This is a genomic window from Pygmaiobacter massiliensis, from assembly GCF_900199435.1.
Taxonomy (GTDB): domain Bacteria; phylum Bacillota; class Clostridia; order Oscillospirales; family Ruminococcaceae; genus Pygmaiobacter; species Pygmaiobacter massiliensis.
This window is the reverse complement of sequence record NZ_OAML01000003.1, coordinates 1302184-1318898: the sequence shown is the minus strand read 5'-3', so window position 1 is coordinate 1318898 and position 16715 is coordinate 1302184. Positions and strand designations below refer to the sequence as shown.

Genomic DNA, 16715 nt, shown 5'->3' with positions numbered 1-16715 from the left:
GCGTTAAAGTGAGGCCAGCTCCGCCTGCAGCAAATCATTTTTCGCGGCAATTTGCTGCGCCATCTCGGCGCGTTTTTCTGCCAGCAGTGCTGCAATACGTGGGTTTTCAATACTCAGCATCTGTGCTGCAAGCACAGCAGCATTTTTTGCGCCGTTCAGCGCAACCGTGGCAACCGGGATGCCACTGGGCATCATCACGGTGGCGAGCAATGCATCCAACCCGTCCATGGCGCCGCCCTTGATGGGAATACCGATGACCGGCAGTGTGGTGCTTGCCGCCATTGCGCCCGCCAAGTGGGCCGCCATACCCGCTGCGGCAATGATTACACCAAAGCCGTTTTCGCGCGCGGCAGCGGCAAATGCAGCGGCCTCTTTCGGTGTGCGGTGTGCGCTCATAATGCGCACCTCGCAGGGAATCTGCATACTTTTCAGCTCTGCTGCGGCCGCTTTTACCGTAGCCCAATCACTATCGCTGCCCATAATGACAGCTACTTTTTTCTCTTCCATCTCGTTTCAACCTCCGCTTTTAAAAAACAAAAAAAGACTAGGGCGCGATACGCCTTAGTCTTATATGTTACACTTATTCTGTTTGCAGCTATTGCGCCGGCAGCTCACCCCTAGAATGTTGCAGCTAGGCCCGGAGAGCGCACCATGGGCGCTTGGGGGGCAGTTCGCCCCAGTGTCATATGAGAGCCAGAAAATCTGTTTGCTCATAATAGGGTCCTCCGTTTGGCACGGCATCATTGCCTGCATTTTTCATTGTAGAGAATCTTGTGGGTAAAAGCAATCCATTTTTCATTGCTTTCTTATTTTTTGGCAAACAGCCAAGGATTGCACAAAAATTTACCCTTAACTTTAGAGAAGTTTACAATACCAACAAAACTCGCAAAAACAATCGAAACTCGACGTTCACTTTTAAAATTTTGGCTGTATATTATTCCCTCTGTTTACAGATACTAGGGGCAGAACATAAGAGGGACAACCGTGTTAAGCTACAGCTTTTCGCGTCTTCCCTTAAGCTAGAAAGGACGGTTTTATAGCTATGAAAGCAACCGGTATCGTGCGCCGCATCGACGACTTGGGGCGAGTGGTCATCCCAAAAGAGATCCGCCGCACCCTTCACATCCGCGTAGGTGAACCACTTGAAATTTTTGTAACAGGAGAGGGCGAGGTCGTTTTTAAAAAATACAGCCCGCTGGGTGACCTTTGGGCCATTGCGGGCAGATATGGCGAAGTGCTGAGCAAAAATGCCTGCGCACCGGTGCTTATCTGCGACCGTGACCACGTGGTAACAGCCGCTGGTTTCCCCAAAAAAGATGCAGTAGACCGCCCGCTGACCCGCGCGTTTGAAGATATTGTAGAAAACCGCCGCCTTTATGTTGCACAGCCGGGCAACAGCGTGCCGGTGTTTGAGGACGGCCCTGCCGTTTCCATCGCTGCGCCGATTCTTTGCCGCGGCGATATTGCAGGTGCTGTTGTTGCCCTTGCCGGCGATGCACCTGCCGACGACAGCCAGGCAAAACTGATCGCGACTGCCGCCGCCTTTTTGGGCCGCCAGCTGGAGGACTAGCCTTCTCCTCTGTTCGGATATATGATGTCTCTCCTTTTTTCAAAAAACCACGCCTGCAAACAGCCTGCAGGCGTGGTTTTTTATTTTGTCATACTTTCCCCAAAAGCCGCGCTTTCTTGCTGTGGACAGTGCCGCAGCCAAATGATACAATGCAACCAGAGGACCCGAATGTGCGTGTTTTGGGGGGATAGCGGCTTTGATTTTTGCAGTATTACAGCTGGACAATGCCATCACCGGCATCGAAAATCGCTTTGCGATGATAGAGCAGCAACTGGCGCAGCTGGGGCGTGTCGATTTTGTGATGCTGCCCGAGCTTTCTACCCCCGGCTATTTGCCCACGTACGAGCTTTGGCAATACAAAGAGCCGGGCGGCATGCGTACCAAAACCTGGGCCGCAGAAATGGCAAAAAAGTATAACATTTACCTCGCCTGCGGCTATCTGGATTTTTCTGACGGAGATTATTACAATGCTTATTTGATTACCGGGCCAGAGGGTGTGTGCGGCAGTGTATATAAAGAAGAGGCGGAATCTAATATTTTTTGCCGCGGCAAATTTTCGCACGTCATTTCCACACCGCTCGGCAACATTGGGGTCGGCATTTGTTTTGATTCTCACCGCGCCTGTTTTTATGAAGGTATAAAAACAGAAGAGCTGGTGCTGATTCTGATGCCGCACGCATGGGCAATGCCGGTAGGCCGGCACGGCAAAGTAGACCCGCCCACCCTTGCAAAGATAGATTTCCTTGGTCGCAGCTATGCCGATGCTTTTGGCGTACCTGTACTGTTTTGCAACGCCACCGGCCCTGTGGACCGCATGGCAGGCGTAACCGGAACACTGATGAGCAATTATCGCTTAATGGGGCAATCGGGCGTGTATCTGCCCTCTAAGGCGCCGCTGTACTTTAAAGAAGCCCGGATAGGTCTTGCCGTAGCAGAGCTTACCCCCAGGCGGCTGCAAAAAGAAATTCAGTTTTATGATGATTACATCGACAAAGGCTCCTTTTTGTTTCGGCATCTGGTTTTACCCTCTGATATTCGCAAGGGAGTGCAGGAATACCAAAAGCATAAACAAATCAGCGTAGAGGAGTGAGTGCCCCTTATCTGCCGCGTGTTAGATGCATTCATTTTTCAACAACTAAAAAAACCACCCCAGCCGCTTGTGCTGTGGTGGCTTTTATTTTGCAAGAATCAACTAAAATATTTCGTGGCCATCTCGGTGGCTTTGGGGTCCAGCTCAAATCCGTCTGCTGTTTCTTTACCAGGGAATGCGTCATACTGCACTTCCGGGCTTTGGCGTACAAAGAAACCAAAAATGCGGGCATACTGGTAAATTTCCGGCGCGAGAATGCTGGTAGAAAGCCCGGTATCGCCCGACCGCAGCAGGTCCGGCACCAGCGTTTGCAGCCTGTCCGCCCCCGCCGCCACGTAAAGCGCAAAGATACGGGCTATAAATGGCGTTTCCGATTCGGTATCCAGATGGCTGAGCCGCAGTAAATCGGCAATGTTCTGCGCCGAAAGGGCTGCTGTCTTGTCCTTTGTTTCCATGCTTTCTGCCCCGGCCAGTGCCATCGTCTTTGCATCGATGCGCACCGCACCTATTTTGGTGCCCAGCGCAATCAGCGATTCAGAGCTCATTTGCAGGTAATGGTCAATCTTCATATCAAAGGTCTCGGCGATACGTTCTGCCACATAACCGGGGCCTGCGTATTCCCACGCGGCCTGTGTGGTAACTACACCGCCCTTAGCACCGCGCAGCAGGGTGTCCGGCCGCAGGGCGATTACCGCCACACGGCTCTGCCAAGCATCAAAGCGAATCAGTACAAAGCGTGTTTTTTCGCCTTTGACCACCACAAACAGATTTCGGCTGTCGTCCACGGTGGGCAGATCCACCCCAACGCCCTGTTCAGAAACTGCTGCCGGTGCTTTTTGGCCAATGCTGATGGTCTTTGCGTAATAGACCGCCGCGTAAAGCGGTACGAGTACGGCAAGCGTACAGATAAAGCTGACCCAGAACGCCTTGCGTCTGCTCATCGTCTTCCTCCCCCTAAAAAGTTTTCAGGATATATTCTCGGCGGCTCGGCCAAAATATATACAAAATAACGAAAGGAGAATCTTACGCATGAACAATAAAAACAAAAAAACAGCACAGGAGATCATCGACAGCATCGTAAATATGCCCCCCAGCGACACCGACCCGAACGGCAGCTACACCGGGAGGCCTGTGGACGAAAATGCCGTGCCGGTGCAGGACGCTGACGACCTGTAAGCAAGCAGCAATACCTTCTGGCCCATTTTGCGCCGGGGCGGCTGACGGGACAAACCCACAAGCCGCCCTTCTTTTTTGTCCGACCATTGCAGCAAATTGTCCTATTAACATTTGCGCCATTTTATGGTATGCTTTTTATAGAATTAGTTCTTCACAACGTATTGTTTTTCACCGATGCTATGCGCTTTTGCAGCGCTGGCAAGCGGGCGAATCGACCACCATTTTCCGCGTTTTTTCAAGGAGGGGTTCTCGATGACACAGGGTCTTGTTCTGGCTGGCGGCGGCGCGCGCGGCTCTTACCAGATAGGGGTAAAACGGGCGCTGGACGAATTGGGATTTCAGCCGAAAGTTTTTACCGGCACCAGCGTCGGTTGCTTAAACGCCGGGCTGTTTGCGCTTGGGCTGGACGATATAGCCGAGAGCATGTGGCTGCAGATTGCAGACAAAGACGTCATGGTGATGCCCGAAAAATTCTGGGGTCGCGAGCTGACCGACTTTTTACGCGACGTACAGGGCGGGGGCGGCATGGACGTTTCTCCGCTGGAAGAAAAAGTGCGTATGCTGATGGACGAAGACGCACTGCGCGCAAGCGGCGTTGCTTTTGGGCTAATTACCGTAAATAAACGCACATTAAAGCCGCTCGAAGTGGGGCTGGATGAAATCCCTCACGGGCAGCTTGCAGATTATATGATGGCTTCTGCGGCCTGCTTCCCCGCAATCCGCCCCCATGCACTGGGCGAAGAGGCGTACATTGACGGTGGTTACTACGAAAATATGCCCATTGATCTCGCTGCTCGGCTGGGCGCAGATCAAATTGTCGCCGTTAACCTCGACGGCATAGGGTTTACCCGCCGGCCCAAAACGCCCGGGCTTAAAGTGCGGTATGTACAAAGTTACTGGCCTCTTGGCAATATTTTAAAATTCGACCCGCTGCTGGCTAAACGCAATATCTCGCTTGGGTATTTGGATACCTACCGTGCTTTTGGCAAGCTGAAAGGGCAAGCATACTCGCTGCGCGCACCGGAGTACACCAAACTGCTTGCCGGGTGCGGCGTACGGTACCAGGCAATGATAGAACATGTTTGCGAGCGGCACCTGCCCTTTGGGCCTGCGCTGTCTCTGCTGATTTCAAAAGGCAGAGAGCGCACCCGCAACCCGCAGAGATCGCTCTTGTTTGCGCTGGAAACCGCCGCCGAACATCTGGGGCTGGACCCCACTGTGGTTTACACAGCAGAGGAATTCTGCACCGCCTTGGTGGAAGAATTCAGCCGCAAAAACCAGCGTGGTTACCAGTTCTCCGGCTTGCTCAGAGGCACCGAATCGCCCTCTGTGCTTACCCTTGGCCTTGCAATGGCAAGCCTGGACCAGCTGCAATGTGAAGCAGTGGTCATGGCTGCCTCGGATATGCTCAGCAAACGCTGAACCAATCTACCTTTAAAGAAAGGAGAGCCGCATGAAAGAAATCAATGGATTCTGCGCCTCCCCCGGTTTGGCACTCGGCCGTATCGTTACGGTCGAGCGCCACTACTCCGCTTCGGGCCGCACTGTCAGTGCGCCCGGCCGCGAAGCTGCCTTGTTTGAAGCGGCAGCACTGCTTGCGCAGGACGAGATTGCCTCGCTTGCGCACAGAGCTGCGAGCGAAGAGGGCGACATCTTTATTTTCCAACGCGAAATTCTGAACGACCATGGACTTTTGTCCACGATATTGCGTTACATAGACGCAGGCGAAGGTGCCGCTGCTGCGGTAGAGCGGGCCGCCAACCTGTATGCCGAAAAGCTGCGCGCCGTTCCGGATGATTATATTTCGCACCGGGCTGGTGATGTGCTGGACGCCTGCCACCGAGTGGTCAGCATTTTGGACGGTCGCCCGCGTGAGCGTGTGCATCTGAAAGAGCCTTCTATTTTGGTGTCGGACGAATTGATGCCCAGCGACCTTGTCAGCTTGGACAAATCACTCATTCTCGGTATTGCAATCAGCGCAGGTTCTGCGCAGAGCCATTGCTCTATTATTGCGCGCACCTATGGCATCCCCGCGCTTGTTCTTTGCGGCGAAGAGCTGCTTTCTCTACCTGCAGGTATGCTTTGCGCACTGGACGCCGGCGAAGGCATGTTGGTTGCAGAGCCGGACGAAGCGACCATTGCGCGTTTTTCTCACCGCATCAGCATCTCGCACCGTGTCAGCATGGAAGCAGAGAAACTGCGCCGCACCCCCTGCATCTCGAAAGATGGTATTCAAATAAATCTGCTCGGCAACTGCGGGGGCCCGCAGGACATCGCAGCGGCGATTGCAGCCGGTGCCGAAGGCGTGGGACTGCTGCGCAGCGAGTTTTTGTTTTTAGGTGACCGCCTGCCCGACGAAGAGGAGCAGTTCCGTTTTTACCGCGACTGCCTGCTTGCCGCTGGTGGACGCCCTGTGACCATCCGCACACTGGATATTGGCGCGGATAAATCGGTTGCAGGTATAAGCGAAAGCCGGGAGGAAAACCCGGCCCTGGGGCTGCGCGGCATGCGGCTCTCACTTGCAAAACCCCATTTGCTGCATACGCAGCTTGCAGCTTTGCTGCGTGCTGCTATCTACGGTGATTTGCACATCATGTTCCCCATGGTGACAACTGCGCAGGATTTGGATGAAGCATTTGCGGTGCTCGATCAAGTGCGCGAAGCCCTTACGGCACGCGGCGCAGATTTTCGCGCAGAGCTGCCGGTTGGCTGTATGATTGAAACGCCGGCGGCTGCCCTGATGGCAGAAGAGCTGGCGCCGAAAGTTGATTTTTTCAGCATCGGCACCAATGACTTAACCCAGTATACACTGGCGGCAGACCGGCTAAACCCGGCCGTCACCCGTTATTTTGACCCACACGCCCCCGCGCTGCAAAAGCTTATTAAAATGACGCTTGCAGCTGCTGAGGACGCTGGCATCCCTGTTTCGGTTTGCGGCGAAGCGGCCGCTGCACCCGAAACTGCGCTGCTGTATGCAACGCTGGGGGTCCGCAAGCTTTCGATGGCGGCGGTGTCGATCAGTGATGTCAAGCTTCGGCTCAACGACGCGCTGATCCGCTCTGTTTAACCACTGCCGGCACCTTCGCCGCCCTTGGCGGCGGTCGGCTTGCACTGTGAAAGGAAGGAATCTTTTATGAACGATTATATCATTATCACCGACTCAACCGGTGATTTCACCCCCGCGCTTTGCGAGGAACTTGGCATCCAGGTCATCCCCATGGAATTTATGCTGGACGATGTTTCTTACCGCAACTATCCCGATGAGCGGGATCTTTCCGGCAAAGAGTTTTACGATAAATTGCGCACGGGCAGCAATGCCACCACTGCGCAGGTAAACATGGCAACTTATTGCGACGTTGCACGCCCCTATTTACAGGCAGGCAAAGACGTGCTTTTCCTTGTATTCTCCTCCGGTCTTTCGGGCAGCTACAACTCCTGCACCCTTGCGGTGGAGGACCTGAAAGCAGAGTTTGCCGACCGCGAAATCGTTGCGGTAGATACCCGCGCAGCCAGCATGGGCGAAGGCTTGCTTGTCTATTACGCGGCACAGCAGCAAAAGGCTGGCAAAACGCTTGCCGAGGTTGCCGACTGGGTAACCGAAAACCGCGGCCATCTGTGCCACTGGTTTACTGTGGATGATTTGCACTTTTTGCACCGCGGCGGTCGTGTCTCCGCTGCCAGCGCTGTGGTCGGCTCTATGCTTTCCATCAAGCCGGTACTGCATGTAGATGACGAAGGCCATCTGATTCCGATGGAGAAGGTGCGGGGACGCCGCCAGAGCCTCGACGCGCTGCTCAAGCACCTGGACGAAACGATTTGGGTGGGCAAAAGCCCGGTGGTTTTTCTCAGCCACGGCGACGCACCCGAAGATGCGGCTTATGTGGAAGAGCAGCTGCGCGGCAAATATGGCATTGAGCGCATCGTGACCAACCTCATCGGACCGGTCATCGGCTGCCACTCTGGCCCCGGCACCGTGGCACTGTTTTGGCTGGGCGAGCACAAATAAATACACAAAGAGCAGAGTTTTGCAAAATGCATCGCCCTGCTCTTTTCTTTTGCCTTGTTTTATAAAGTAACTAAAGCAACGCAAAAAGCAATATGAGGAGCTGCTGTTTGACAGAGCTGCAAACTTTCCACCAGCGCACCCGCTCGTTGTTGAAAATTATTGCGTGACGCGTCGCTTTTTATGTTTTACCAAAAACGCTTTCCCGATAAAATTTCGAGAAAGCGTTTTCACCATAATAGTCTTTAATACTCTGTATATGCCTTAATCGGCTTTGCTAATCTCTGATGCAGCATCTTTCCAGGGATTTTGCTCTGAAAGCTGTGCTACTCGCTGATTGCGGTACCAAACGACTGCGACCCATATACCCACACCGCCAGCCACTACAACTGGCCATGGCAACGTAAACCACACTGCGCTGCCCATCTTGGCATACCAATATGCAATGCCCGCAATCGGTATAAACAGAAGGACGCTCAGCCCCAGTGCTTTGTAATTCGGCTGTCCGGATTGATACCGAAAACGGGTGCGCTGGTACATCATCGTCACGAGCCAGAAGTAAATGACAAGTAGTAAAAGTGCCATGCCCGGTGTTGATCCAAATTCTATGCCAAAGCGGTCTTTGGACAAAGAGAACGAAAGCGCCAGCCAGGCACCAAACAGCGCATTCGGCGCATTAAATACCACCCAGTCGGCCATCGTGCTTGGCCGCAGTGTTTCTGCAAGCCCTTCGCAAAACTCTTTGCGGTCGGGGCCTATCACGTCCTCAAAGCTTTCGCCTCGGTCCTGTGCTTCCTCTGCCATGCCGATAAGATCTTTGCGCAACACTTCAAGGTCATACGGATTGCGGTTTGTACTCTTTAAATAGCTCAGCACATCATCTAAGACATCCTGATCTTTTTCGCGCAAGCGGCTCTGCCGCGTACGATTTTCTTTACAAAGCTGTTTCCACTCGTTTTTCATTGCGAAACTCCTCCATTCTGCCGATACGATATAACCTTTTTATTTTCTATTCGCACGACGGTTTCGCCCCGTCCTTCCAAGGGCTTTCTTGTGCAAGCTGAGTAATACGCAGCTCCCGCCGCCACCTAAGCAGAAGGTAAAGCCCCCACGGCAAGAGAATAACTGAGATAACAGGCGCTGTATAAATAAAACCTTGGCTCAATAACGATATCCACCGAGAAACAACTATTGCTACGGGCAACGTAATTGCTCCAAGCCAAAGAACTTTATAGTTCGGGTTCTTTTTCCACGCATGAAAGCGATTAAGCTGATATGCCCAACACAGCATTCCAAAGTAAATCTCCCAAAATAACGCAAACATAAGAAATCCTATATCAATTTGAATAAAAAACGGAAGGTTTCTGGGCCTCACGCAAAATGAAAGTATGACTAATCCTGCTAATGAGGCCGAGGGTGCCATAAAAAGAATCCAATCTCGAAAAGAACAATGCCGCAGTGTTTCTGCAAGCCCTTCGCAAAACTCTTTGCGGTCGGGGCCTATCACGTCCTCTAAGCTTTCGCCTCGGTTTTGTGCTTCTTGCGCCATACCGATAAGATCTTTGCGCAACACTTCAAGGTCGTACGGATTGCGGTTTGTACTCTTTAAATAGCTCAGCACATCATCTAAGATATCCTGGTCTTTTTCGCGCAAGCGGCTCTGCCGCGTGTTATTTTCTTTACAAAACTGTTTCCACTCGTTTTTCATTGCGAGCCCCCTCCATTCTGCACCTTGGCAACCGCGGCAGATATCTCTGCCCATGCGTCATAAAATTCTTTTAACGTCTGCTCGCCTTCCGGTGTCAGCGAAAAATATTTTCGGCTCGGCCCCAGTGGCGATGGTCGAAACTCTGCAAACAGCAATCCCTTTTTTTCAAGCCGCATCAGCAACGGGTAAACCGTGCCTTCACGCACACCATCAAACCCCGCCTCGGCTAGCCGCACCACAATCTCGTAGCCATAAGTGGTTTCTGCTGAAACAATTTGCAGGATACAGCCTTCCAGCGTGCCTTTGAGCAATTGAGACTTATCAAACATTCTTTCACCTACTTTGCATTGTATAGTAGTTTACTACATTGTATTGCAAGGTAGGCAATCTGTCAACTAAAAAAGCGCTTTCCCGATAAATTTTCGAGAAAGCGCTTTTTTATTTTTCTTTTTTTTGCTCGCGGTGATGCTGCACCTGCTGTTTTTTTTCAGAAAGCATCTTTATCAGCCGGTCGTGACACAAAATGCCGACCAGCCCAGCCGCACCGGTAACCAGAAATACGGCAATCATCAGGCCAAACTGCCCGCGTGCCAAAGTAGCCCCTGCAAAGGTAGAGGACACCACCGACGGAATCCGTGCGAGCGTGGAGAGCATGAAAAATCGCTTGGGGCGCATCGGTAAAAAGGGCGCAAGATACAGCAAAATATCTTTTGGTGTACCCGGTACCAGAAACAGCAAGAACACCAAAGTCTCTACCCGCCGGGGTTCTTGTAAAAATCGGTACTTGTGAAACTTTTCGCCCTCTAGTGGGTTTGCCCCCAAAAAGTGCATAAAGCAGTAAATAAGTACCGAACCGATCAGCACCCCAACCAGGCAGATTATCATGCCGCCCAAAGTGCCGTAAAGCGCACCTGCCATGATCTCTACCGGTTCGCCCGGGATCACAGCGACAAGAACCTGAAGCATTTGCAGCCCCAAAAAGGCCAGCAGGCCACGCCACCCTGTACTGCGCACAAAGGCGACAAACTCATCCCTCGCCTGCTGCGAGGTAATCAGTGAATATAGCTCTTGCCGCCAATGCCACAACACAAATGCCGTAGCCAGTAAAAGCAGGGCAAAAAATATTGCCGAAAACCATTTTTTGTTTTTTGTTTGTTCCATCTCGATCATTCCTTAGAGCCCGGCTGCTTGTTTGGTACAGCCTATGCCAACGCTGGCTGTTTTGCTCGTCCGGCAGCCATAGCTCATTTTTGTGCTGCATTCACTTTGTGCCGTGATACAAAGCCGGGCTATTTGCTTAGCCCGCTGCAAGCTGTTCTGCATGAAGTTCTTCGAGACAAAGGTTATGTGCCTTCATATAGGCTGCCGCATCACGCCCCACATAGCGGTAATGCCACGGCTCGTAGCCGATACCGGTTGTGCCCGTTTTGTCAGAAGGATAGCGCAGTACAAAGCCGTACTCAACGCAATGCGCCATCAGCCACTCAAACTCAGGGGTATCCTCAAACTCTTCGGTCAAGTCGTCGTGGGTATTGTACCACTTGGCAGATACGATGTCTGCCGCAAGACCGAGGTTGTGCTCGCTGGTGCCGGGAGCCGCCACCCATTTAGCGGCCTGCTCTTTTGCGAGCTCTGGCTCGTAATTTTTAGAGAGGTAGAAATTCACCTTTCGCTCGTGCAGGGCTTTTTGCCGGGCAACGCTACGATAGGCGGATACTAAGTAGAGCGGGCAACCATCGCCGGCGGCAGCATTGAGCATAGCTTCCAGGTCTGCTGCAGCGCGTTCATCAAACGAGCGGTCGGGATACTTTTCAATACTTCTCGTTTTAACAGAAAAATCCCCAGGAAGGGGATTTTCTGCGTTTACGAGCATGGTGCCCCAGTTCGCCGTGGGGCGAACTGAAGCGGAGTTATTATCCATACCGGAATCCGGGCGCATGCTTTCGTCAGGCATTACACTGGAGCTGCCACTGCTAGAGTTACCCGGAACTGTGGTACCGCTGCCATCAGGCATCATACTATCGGCGCCCAAAGAGCCGGAGCTCGGAGTGGTAGGTGTGGGGGTAGCCTGTGCCGAAGAAGAAGAGGAATCATCTTTGCCCCAGCAGCCGCAGAAGAGTGCAGCAGCCAACAGGCACACGGTAAGCAACGAAACGATTTTTCTAACCAACGATCATCCATCCTTTTTTAGAAGGCTGACCGTAGGGTCAGAACCTTCTTTTATAGATTGCCGGTTAGGACCATTACTGCAGTAAGTGCAGCAACGGGCGCGGTTTCGCAGCGCAAAATGCGGGGACCCAGCCCTGTGAGGATACAGCCTGCTTCTTGTGCTTGCTGCGCCTCTTCGGGTGAAAATCCGCCTTCTGCGCCGGTGACCAGTGCAATGCGTTTTGCATCCGCCAACCGGCTATGTAAATGACCGTTTGCAAACAACGGTTCGCCTCCCTCTTCATAACAAAAGAACGAGGCATCGTAGTTTTTTACTTCATTTAATAACATTTTGTAAGAAATAGGCGTATTTACTGTGGGAATACGCCCGCGCGCCGCCTGCTTTGCGGCTTCTTTTGCAATGCGTTGCCAGCGCTGTGCTTTTTTATCTTCATTTTTGGCACGCGCAACGCAAAACCGACTCTCAAAAGGTACAATGCGGCTTGCTCCCAGCTCTGTTGCCTTTTGAATAATAAAATCAATTTTATCGCCCTTTGCAAGGCCCACATATAGCGTAACCTCTCGGTCGGGTTCTGATGCAGAAAGCGCGCTGGAAAGTATTTCCGCTTCTACATAATTCACCGAAACGGTAGAAAGCCGCCCTTGATACTCCATGCCAGCGCCGTCGCACAGGCGCACTTCGTCCCCTTCGGCGGCGCGCATGACCTTTACCAGATGAACAGCATCCTCTTCGCAGAGAACAGCTTTTCCATCTGTAATGGATTGCGTAAAATAAAGGTGGCTCATAATCGGTTCTCCCTCATTAAAACGTAGATAGCGAAATATAACTAGCGCGCCAAAATGCAGACCCAGCCATTCTTACGGCGGATTTCCTGTACTTTCAGCCCTGCTGCCTCAATGGCTGCTGCGACCTCTTGCTCACGCTCGTCAATAATGCCGCTTGCAATAAATAAGCCACCCTCTGCGAGCAACGGTTTTACTGCGGGCGAAAGGCTGATGATGGCATTGGCGACAATGTTGGCCGTGATAATGTTATAAGTGCCACTTGCTTTGTCAGACAGGTTACCTGCCTTTGCAATAAAGCGACTGTCTACCCCGTTGAGGGCAGCGTTTTCGGCGGCGGTGCGCACGCACATTTCATCAATGTCTACACCCTCTGCAGAGGCTGCACCCAGCAGCAGCGCGCCAATTGCCAGAACACCGCTGCCTGTGCCGATGTCGAGCATCCGCTCGCCACCCTGTACAAACTCGTCAAGCGCTTCAAGGCAAAGGGAGGTTGTTTCATGGGTGCCGGTGCCAAAGGCCATGCCGGGGTCAAGTTTCAGCACAACACGGTCGGTGTCGATGGTTTCCCATGACGGGCAGATAGCCAGTCGGTTGCCGAGCGTCATTGCATGATAAAAAGCCTTCCAGCCGTTGGCCCAGTCCTCTTCTGCCACACCGCTGATTTCCAGCGTACTATGCAGCTCGGCTTTTTGCAGCCGCTCTTTGAGCAGTTCTACCACTTCCGCAGGGTTTTCGTCCGGTGAAAGATAGAGATGGACAGCCACGATGCTGCGGTCCTTTTCGATGAGCTCCTGTTCAATCAGGTCGATGTGGGCAATTGCCTCGACCTGCTGCTCGAGATCCGAGTAATCTTCAATGTAAATCCCGCCACCCGAAATCCCGGTCGCGATTGCCTCTGCGGTTTCGGCCTCTGCTTTGGGCACGGTAATTTTAATGTCTGTCCAGTTCATAATAGATTGTTTCCTTTCTGAGGGCAAAAAAACTTTTTTGCCAGAGGTGGCCGGCTTTTTTATTCCGGCCTATTGTCTTCTTCGGTCGCTTCACTGATAATGTAGCGCGGCCGCTGCTTTGTTTCCATATAAATCTTGCCGATATATTCGCCGATGACACCAAGGCAAAGCAACTGAATGCCGCCCATAAAGCAGATGACGCAGACCATACTGGTCCAGCCTGCTACCGTAATACCGACCAGTTTGCTTAGGATTGCCCAAAGCACGCCGATAAAGCTAATAACCGACACCAAGAAGCCCATACCGGTAATGATACGAATAGGCTTTACCGAAAGGCTGGTAATGCCGTCAAAGGCAAGTGCCAGCATTTTTTTTAAAGGATAATGGCTCTCGCCCGCCATACGTTCGGCTCTATCGTAATACACACTGGTGCTTTTAAAACCGACCAGCGGCACCATGCCGCGCAAAAAAATATTAACCTCTTTGAATTGGGAAAATTCCTGCAATGCGCGGCTGCTCATCAATCGGTAGTCGGCATGGTTAAAGACGACATTTGCGCCGAGCCAGTTCATCAAATGATAAAATCCCTCTGCGGTAAACCGCTTAAAGAAGGTATCTGTGCTGCGTTTTGCGCGCACCCCGTAAACCACATCGCAGCCGTCCAGGTAAGCATCTACCATTGCATCCATCGCGTTGATGTCGTCCTGTCCGTCGCAGTCAATTGATATGGTGACATCGCACCGATCTTTTGCATACATCAGGCCGCCCAGCAAGGCATTCTGATGGCCACGGTTGCGGGAGAGGCAAATGCCCTCGAAATGTTCGTCCTTGTGGGACAACTCTTTAATAATGTTCCAGGTATCATCTTTACTGCCGTCGTTGACAAACAGCACCCGGCTTTCTTCATTGATTTTTTTTTGAGCGATAAGGCTGCGGAGCTTGTCTAAAAACAACTCGCTTGTGATTGGCAAAACCTCCTGCTCGTTATAGCAGGGAATTACAATATACAGTTTGGGCTGATCCATGATATTTCAAAACTCCTTTGAGCCCGCTTGACCGGCTCTTATACGGCTTTTTATGCCGCTTGTTATCGCTTATAGTATAATCCATTTCCGGCAGTGATACAAGTTATAGCTTTCTCCGGAAAAAATAAAAACGTCGTCCTCATTTGCTGTGCACTCAGCAAGGGCGGCGCTTTTATTTCGTTTCTCATTTTTTGTTTTATTATCCTTGTTGGTATATTTTCTTCTTCTGCGATTCTTCGCTCCTCTCGGCAATTTTTTTCGGGTAAAGTGGTTTCAGTTGGGAGAGTCGCTTGACTTTCCTCTTATATTTTATTATCATTTAAATAGACTTTCTGTTGTTTTTGCCACGAAATTGAGAAAAAATGAGAATTTTTGATGAATCCCGCCTAATTGAACATCCTTTATTCCAAAACCTTAGCAAAGAACAATTTGCTTTGGTTTGGAATTTCCTCGAGCCACAAATGCGCGCACATCCCCGCGGTACACTGATTTTCCGTCAGGGGGATGAAGCCTCAAATTTAGGCTTGTTGGTAGAAGGGCAATTGCGCATTGAGCGAACAATTCCTTGTGGTAAGCGCATTTTACTGCAAGAAGAAGCTTCGCCCGATGACCTTTTGTGTGCCAGTTTTGCCGCAGTCCCTGGGCAACAGCTTACTTACAGCGTACGAGCCCATACCGACTGTTTTGTCTACCATATTGACTGCCGCCGTCTGCTTTATTTGGGCGAGCACGGCTATAGCCGTTTGCTTCTGAATTTACTTGCGATTATTAACAGTGAATCGCGCTCTTTCGCGCGGCGCAGCACGATTCTATCGGGCGGCAGCGTGCGTGATCGCATTTCCCTTTATCTTTACAAGCAGTATCTGGCGCACCAAACTCTTAATTTTACAATCTCGCTCAATCGCGAAGAGTTAGCCTCATTTTTGTGCGTAGATCGAAGCGCACTTTCCAAAGAGCTTAGTTTGATGCAACGAGACGGGCTATTGTCCTATCATAAAAATGAATTTCATTTATCCGAATGCTGGTTGGAACAGTATGATAGTACTTGGGCTTTTTGAACTTGTTTTTGCTGCAAAAAAGAATACGACCAAAACAAAGCCAGACATCTGATACATCCATCAGATATCTGGCTTTGTTTGTTTTAAAGCACTAAAATAGTGCCAACTTTTCACTTCTTTTATTTGCTGTGCTTTTTAGGCGCAACAAAGATCATTAGCTGTTTTCATTCATTGCTGTCAACGCAGCCTGCTGCGCAGCAATCACCCGGTCAGTCCACTGGTCGAACTCTGGATCTTCCAGCTGAAGCTCCGGGTGTGCTAGTAAATACTGCACACTATGGCGCAGCCCTTCCTCTGCCGATACCACTGGTCTATAGTCCGGCACTATCAGCTTGAGCCGAGCGGTATCAAACAGCACAGAATGCGCTTTATCCCCCAACAGCTTGCCGTAAAAATCGTACTGCTTGCCTGCCTGTGCCAAAAATTCACTCGTTGCATAAACGGGGTGCAGCGCGCTTCCCAATTCATCTGCAATAATTTCGTAAATCCGGTTCCAGCTAAGTGCTTCGCCAGAAGTAATCTGGAGCGTCTGGCCATAGGCGTTCGGGTTGCCTACCAATCCTACAAATCCTGTCGCAAAATCTTTACTATGTGTAATTGTCCACAAGCTGCTGCCGTCACCATGAATCAGTACAGGCTTGCCTTGCTGAATGCGCTGTAATACGCTCCAGGGCCCGCGGTCCCCCTTTACGGCAAGCGGCAGGCTACGCTCAGAATAAGTATGGCTTGGGCGTATAATCGTAATGGCTGCGCCGCCCGACACTTTGTATCCGCGCAGGTACTGTTCTGCTTCTATTTTGTCGCGGCTATACTGCCAGTATGGGTTCGCAAGGGGTGTTTCTTCAGTAATAAAAAAGTTTTTCGGCGGTTTTTCATAGGCAGATGCACTGCTGACAAAGATATATTGTTTGCTGCGGTGCGCAAATAAGGCAAGATCCCTCTTTACATCTGCTTGATTAAACGCAATAAAATCAGCCACACAGTCAAACTGCATCTGGTTTAACGCTTGATCTACTTGCTCGGTATTGTGGATGTCACAGCAAATACCAACAGTACCATCTGGCAGTGGTCGGTTACCACGGTTTAATAAATAAACTTCGTTGCTATCCGCCACCAGTTGACGGCTGACTTCTGTGCTAATAATTCCAGTACCACCAATCAATAAAATTTTCATTACATT

General features: G+C 51.2%; 18 protein-coding genes. 7 read left to right on the top strand and 11 right to left on the bottom strand.

Features of this window, described 5'->3' with window-relative positions:
• Positions 1-3 precede the first annotated feature (3 nt).
• Entirely contained in the window at positions 4-507 is a 504-nt protein-coding gene (gene purE / locus C1A11_RS10910; protein ID WP_102050482.1) for a 5-(carboxyamino)imidazole ribonucleotide mutase, read from the bottom strand.
• Between the two features lie 535 nt (positions 508-1042).
• On the opposite strand from purE, the gene C1A11_RS10900 reads away from it, so the two are divergent.
• A complete protein-coding gene (locus C1A11_RS10900; protein ID WP_102050480.1) occupies positions 1043-1570 on the top strand; it encodes a stage V sporulation T C-terminal domain-containing protein in 528 nt (175 codons plus the stop codon).
• A 196-nt stretch (positions 1571-1766) separates the two neighbouring features.
• Positions 1767-2660: a carbon-nitrogen hydrolase family protein gene (locus C1A11_RS10895; RefSeq protein WP_102050479.1), complete on the top strand. Its 894-nt coding sequence runs from the start codon at positions 1767-1769 to the stop codon at positions 2658-2660.
• Between the two features lie 98 nt (positions 2661-2758).
• Here the strand turns inward: C1A11_RS10895 and C1A11_RS10890 are convergent, their stop codons facing one another.
• Entirely contained in the window at positions 2759-3601 is an 843-nt protein-coding gene (locus C1A11_RS10890; protein WP_102050478.1) for an LCP family glycopolymer transferase, read from the bottom strand.
• A gap of 88 nt (positions 3602-3689) precedes the next feature.
• Here C1A11_RS10890 and C1A11_RS13850 point away from each other — a divergent pair, with 88 nt between their 5' ends.
• The 4 genes from C1A11_RS13850 (at position 3690) to C1A11_RS10875 (ending at position 7842) form a co-directional block, all read left to right on the top strand.
• Positions 3690-3836: a hypothetical protein gene (locus tag C1A11_RS13850; RefSeq protein WP_180950323.1), complete on the top strand. Its 147-nt coding sequence runs from the start codon at positions 3690-3692 to the stop codon at positions 3834-3836.
• A 252-nt stretch (positions 3837-4088) separates the two neighbouring features.
• Complete coding sequence (locus tag C1A11_RS10885; protein ID WP_180950322.1) at positions 4089-5258, top strand: patatin-like phospholipase family protein; 1170 nt, start codon at positions 4089-4091, stop codon at positions 5256-5258.
• Between the two features lie 31 nt (positions 5259-5289).
• A complete protein-coding gene (gene ptsP, locus C1A11_RS10880; RefSeq protein WP_102050476.1) occupies positions 5290-6903 on the top strand; it encodes a phosphoenolpyruvate--protein phosphotransferase in 1614 nt (537 codons plus the stop codon).
• 66 nt (positions 6904-6969) lie between these two features.
• Positions 6970-7842 carry a DegV family protein gene (locus tag C1A11_RS10875; protein ID WP_102050475.1) on the top strand — a complete coding sequence of 291 codons (873 nt, stop codon included), beginning with the start codon at positions 6970-6972 and terminating at the stop codon, positions 7840-7842.
• Between the two features lie 261 nt (positions 7843-8103).
• Here the strand turns inward: C1A11_RS10875 and C1A11_RS10870 are convergent, their stop codons facing one another.
• The 8 genes from C1A11_RS10870 to C1A11_RS10835 all read right to left on the bottom strand — a co-directional run bounded on the left by C1A11_RS10870 (position 8104) and on the right by C1A11_RS10835 (position 14477).
• Complete coding sequence (locus C1A11_RS10870; protein WP_102050474.1) at positions 8104-8802, bottom strand: hypothetical protein; 699 nt, start codon at positions 8800-8802, stop codon at positions 8104-8106.
• A gap of 46 nt (positions 8803-8848) precedes the next feature.
• Positions 8849-9547, bottom strand: a complete 699-nt coding sequence (locus C1A11_RS10865) for a hypothetical protein (protein ID WP_102050473.1) — start codon at positions 9545-9547, stop codon at positions 8849-8851.
• Complete coding sequence (locus tag C1A11_RS10860; protein WP_102050472.1) at positions 9544-9876, bottom strand: PadR family transcriptional regulator; 333 nt, start codon at positions 9874-9876, stop codon at positions 9544-9546. Before C1A11_RS10860 ends, C1A11_RS10865 begins: the two co-directional genes overlap by 4 nt.
• A gap of 109 nt (positions 9877-9985) precedes the next feature.
• Positions 9986-10708, bottom strand: a complete 723-nt coding sequence (locus C1A11_RS10855) for a TVP38/TMEM64 family protein (RefSeq protein WP_180950321.1) — start codon at positions 10706-10708, stop codon at positions 9986-9988.
• A gap of 136 nt (positions 10709-10844) precedes the next feature.
• Positions 10845-11717 (bottom strand): M15 family metallopeptidase, encoded by an 873-nt coding sequence (locus C1A11_RS10850; RefSeq protein ID WP_102050470.1) that lies wholly within the window; start codon positions 11715-11717, stop codon positions 10845-10847.
• A gap of 50 nt (positions 11718-11767) precedes the next feature.
• Complete coding sequence (locus C1A11_RS10845) at positions 11768-12502, bottom strand: 16S rRNA (uracil(1498)-N(3))-methyltransferase (protein WP_102050469.1); 735 nt, start codon at positions 12500-12502, stop codon at positions 11768-11770.
• Positions 12503-12543: 41 nt separating this feature from the next.
• Entirely contained in the window at positions 12544-13452 is a 909-nt protein-coding gene (gene prmA / locus C1A11_RS10840; protein WP_102050468.1) for a 50S ribosomal protein L11 methyltransferase, read from the bottom strand.
• Between the two features lie 59 nt (positions 13453-13511).
• A complete protein-coding gene (locus tag C1A11_RS10835) occupies positions 13512-14477 on the bottom strand; it encodes a glycosyltransferase family 2 protein (RefSeq protein WP_102050467.1) in 966 nt (321 codons plus the stop codon).
• A 362-nt stretch (positions 14478-14839) separates the two neighbouring features.
• Between C1A11_RS10835 and C1A11_RS10830 the strand changes: the two genes are divergently transcribed.
• The gene (locus tag C1A11_RS10830; protein WP_102050466.1) at positions 14840-15535 is read left to right on the top strand and encodes a Crp/Fnr family transcriptional regulator; all 696 of its coding nucleotides are present in this window, start codon (positions 14840-14842) and stop codon (positions 15533-15535) included.
• Between the two features lie 154 nt (positions 15536-15689).
• Here C1A11_RS10830 and C1A11_RS10825 read toward each other — a convergent pair whose 3' ends face one another.
• Entirely contained in the window at positions 15690-16709 is a 1020-nt protein-coding gene (locus tag C1A11_RS10825; RefSeq protein WP_102050465.1) for an NAD-dependent epimerase/dehydratase family protein, read from the bottom strand.
• Positions 16710-16715: the final 6 nt, after the last annotated feature.

Coding starts and splice junctions, on each gene's coding strand:
- purE (WP_102050482.1), bottom strand. CDS start 507: ATGGAAGAGAAAAAAGTAGCTGTCATTATGGGCAGCGATAGTGATTGG.
- C1A11_RS10900 (WP_102050480.1), top strand. CDS start 1,043: ATGAAAGCAACCGGTATCGTGCGCCGCATCGACGACTTGGGGCGAGTG.
- C1A11_RS10890 (WP_102050478.1), bottom strand. CDS start 3,601: ATGAGCAGACGCAAGGCGTTCTGGGTCAGCTTTATCTGTACGCTTGCC.
- C1A11_RS13850 (WP_180950323.1), top strand. CDS start 3,690: ATGAACAATAAAAACAAAAAAACAGCACAGGAGATCATCGACAGCATC.
- C1A11_RS10885 (WP_180950322.1), top strand. CDS start 4,089: ATGACACAGGGTCTTGTTCTGGCTGGCGGCGGCGCGCGCGGCTCTTAC.
- ptsP (WP_102050476.1), top strand. CDS start 5,290: ATGAAAGAAATCAATGGATTCTGCGCCTCCCCCGGTTTGGCACTCGGC.
- C1A11_RS10875 (WP_102050475.1), top strand. CDS start 6,970: ATGAACGATTATATCATTATCACCGACTCAACCGGTGATTTCACCCCC.
- C1A11_RS10870 (WP_102050474.1), bottom strand. CDS start 8,802: ATGAAAAACGAGTGGAAACAGCTTTGTAAAGAAAATCGTACGCGGCAG.
- C1A11_RS10865 (WP_102050473.1), bottom strand. CDS start 9,547: ATGAAAAACGAGTGGAAACAGTTTTGTAAAGAAAATAACACGCGGCAG.
- C1A11_RS10860 (WP_102050472.1), bottom strand. CDS start 9,876: ATGTTTGATAAGTCTCAATTGCTCAAAGGCACGCTGGAAGGCTGTATC.
- C1A11_RS10855 (WP_180950321.1), bottom strand. CDS start 10,708: ATGGAACAAACAAAAAACAAAAAATGGTTTTCGGCAATATTTTTTGCC.
- C1A11_RS10845 (WP_102050469.1), bottom strand. CDS start 12,502: ATGAGCCACCTTTATTTTACGCAATCCATTACAGATGGAAAAGCTGTT.
- prmA (WP_102050468.1), bottom strand. CDS start 13,452: ATGAACTGGACAGACATTAAAATTACCGTGCCCAAAGCAGAGGCCGAA.
- C1A11_RS10835 (WP_102050467.1), bottom strand. CDS start 14,477: ATGGATCAGCCCAAACTGTATATTGTAATTCCCTGCTATAACGAGCAG.
- C1A11_RS10830 (WP_102050466.1), top strand. CDS start 14,840: ATGAGAATTTTTGATGAATCCCGCCTAATTGAACATCCTTTATTCCAA.
- C1A11_RS10825 (WP_102050465.1), bottom strand. CDS start 16,709: ATGAAAATTTTATTGATTGGTGGTACTGGAATTATTAGCACAGAAGTC.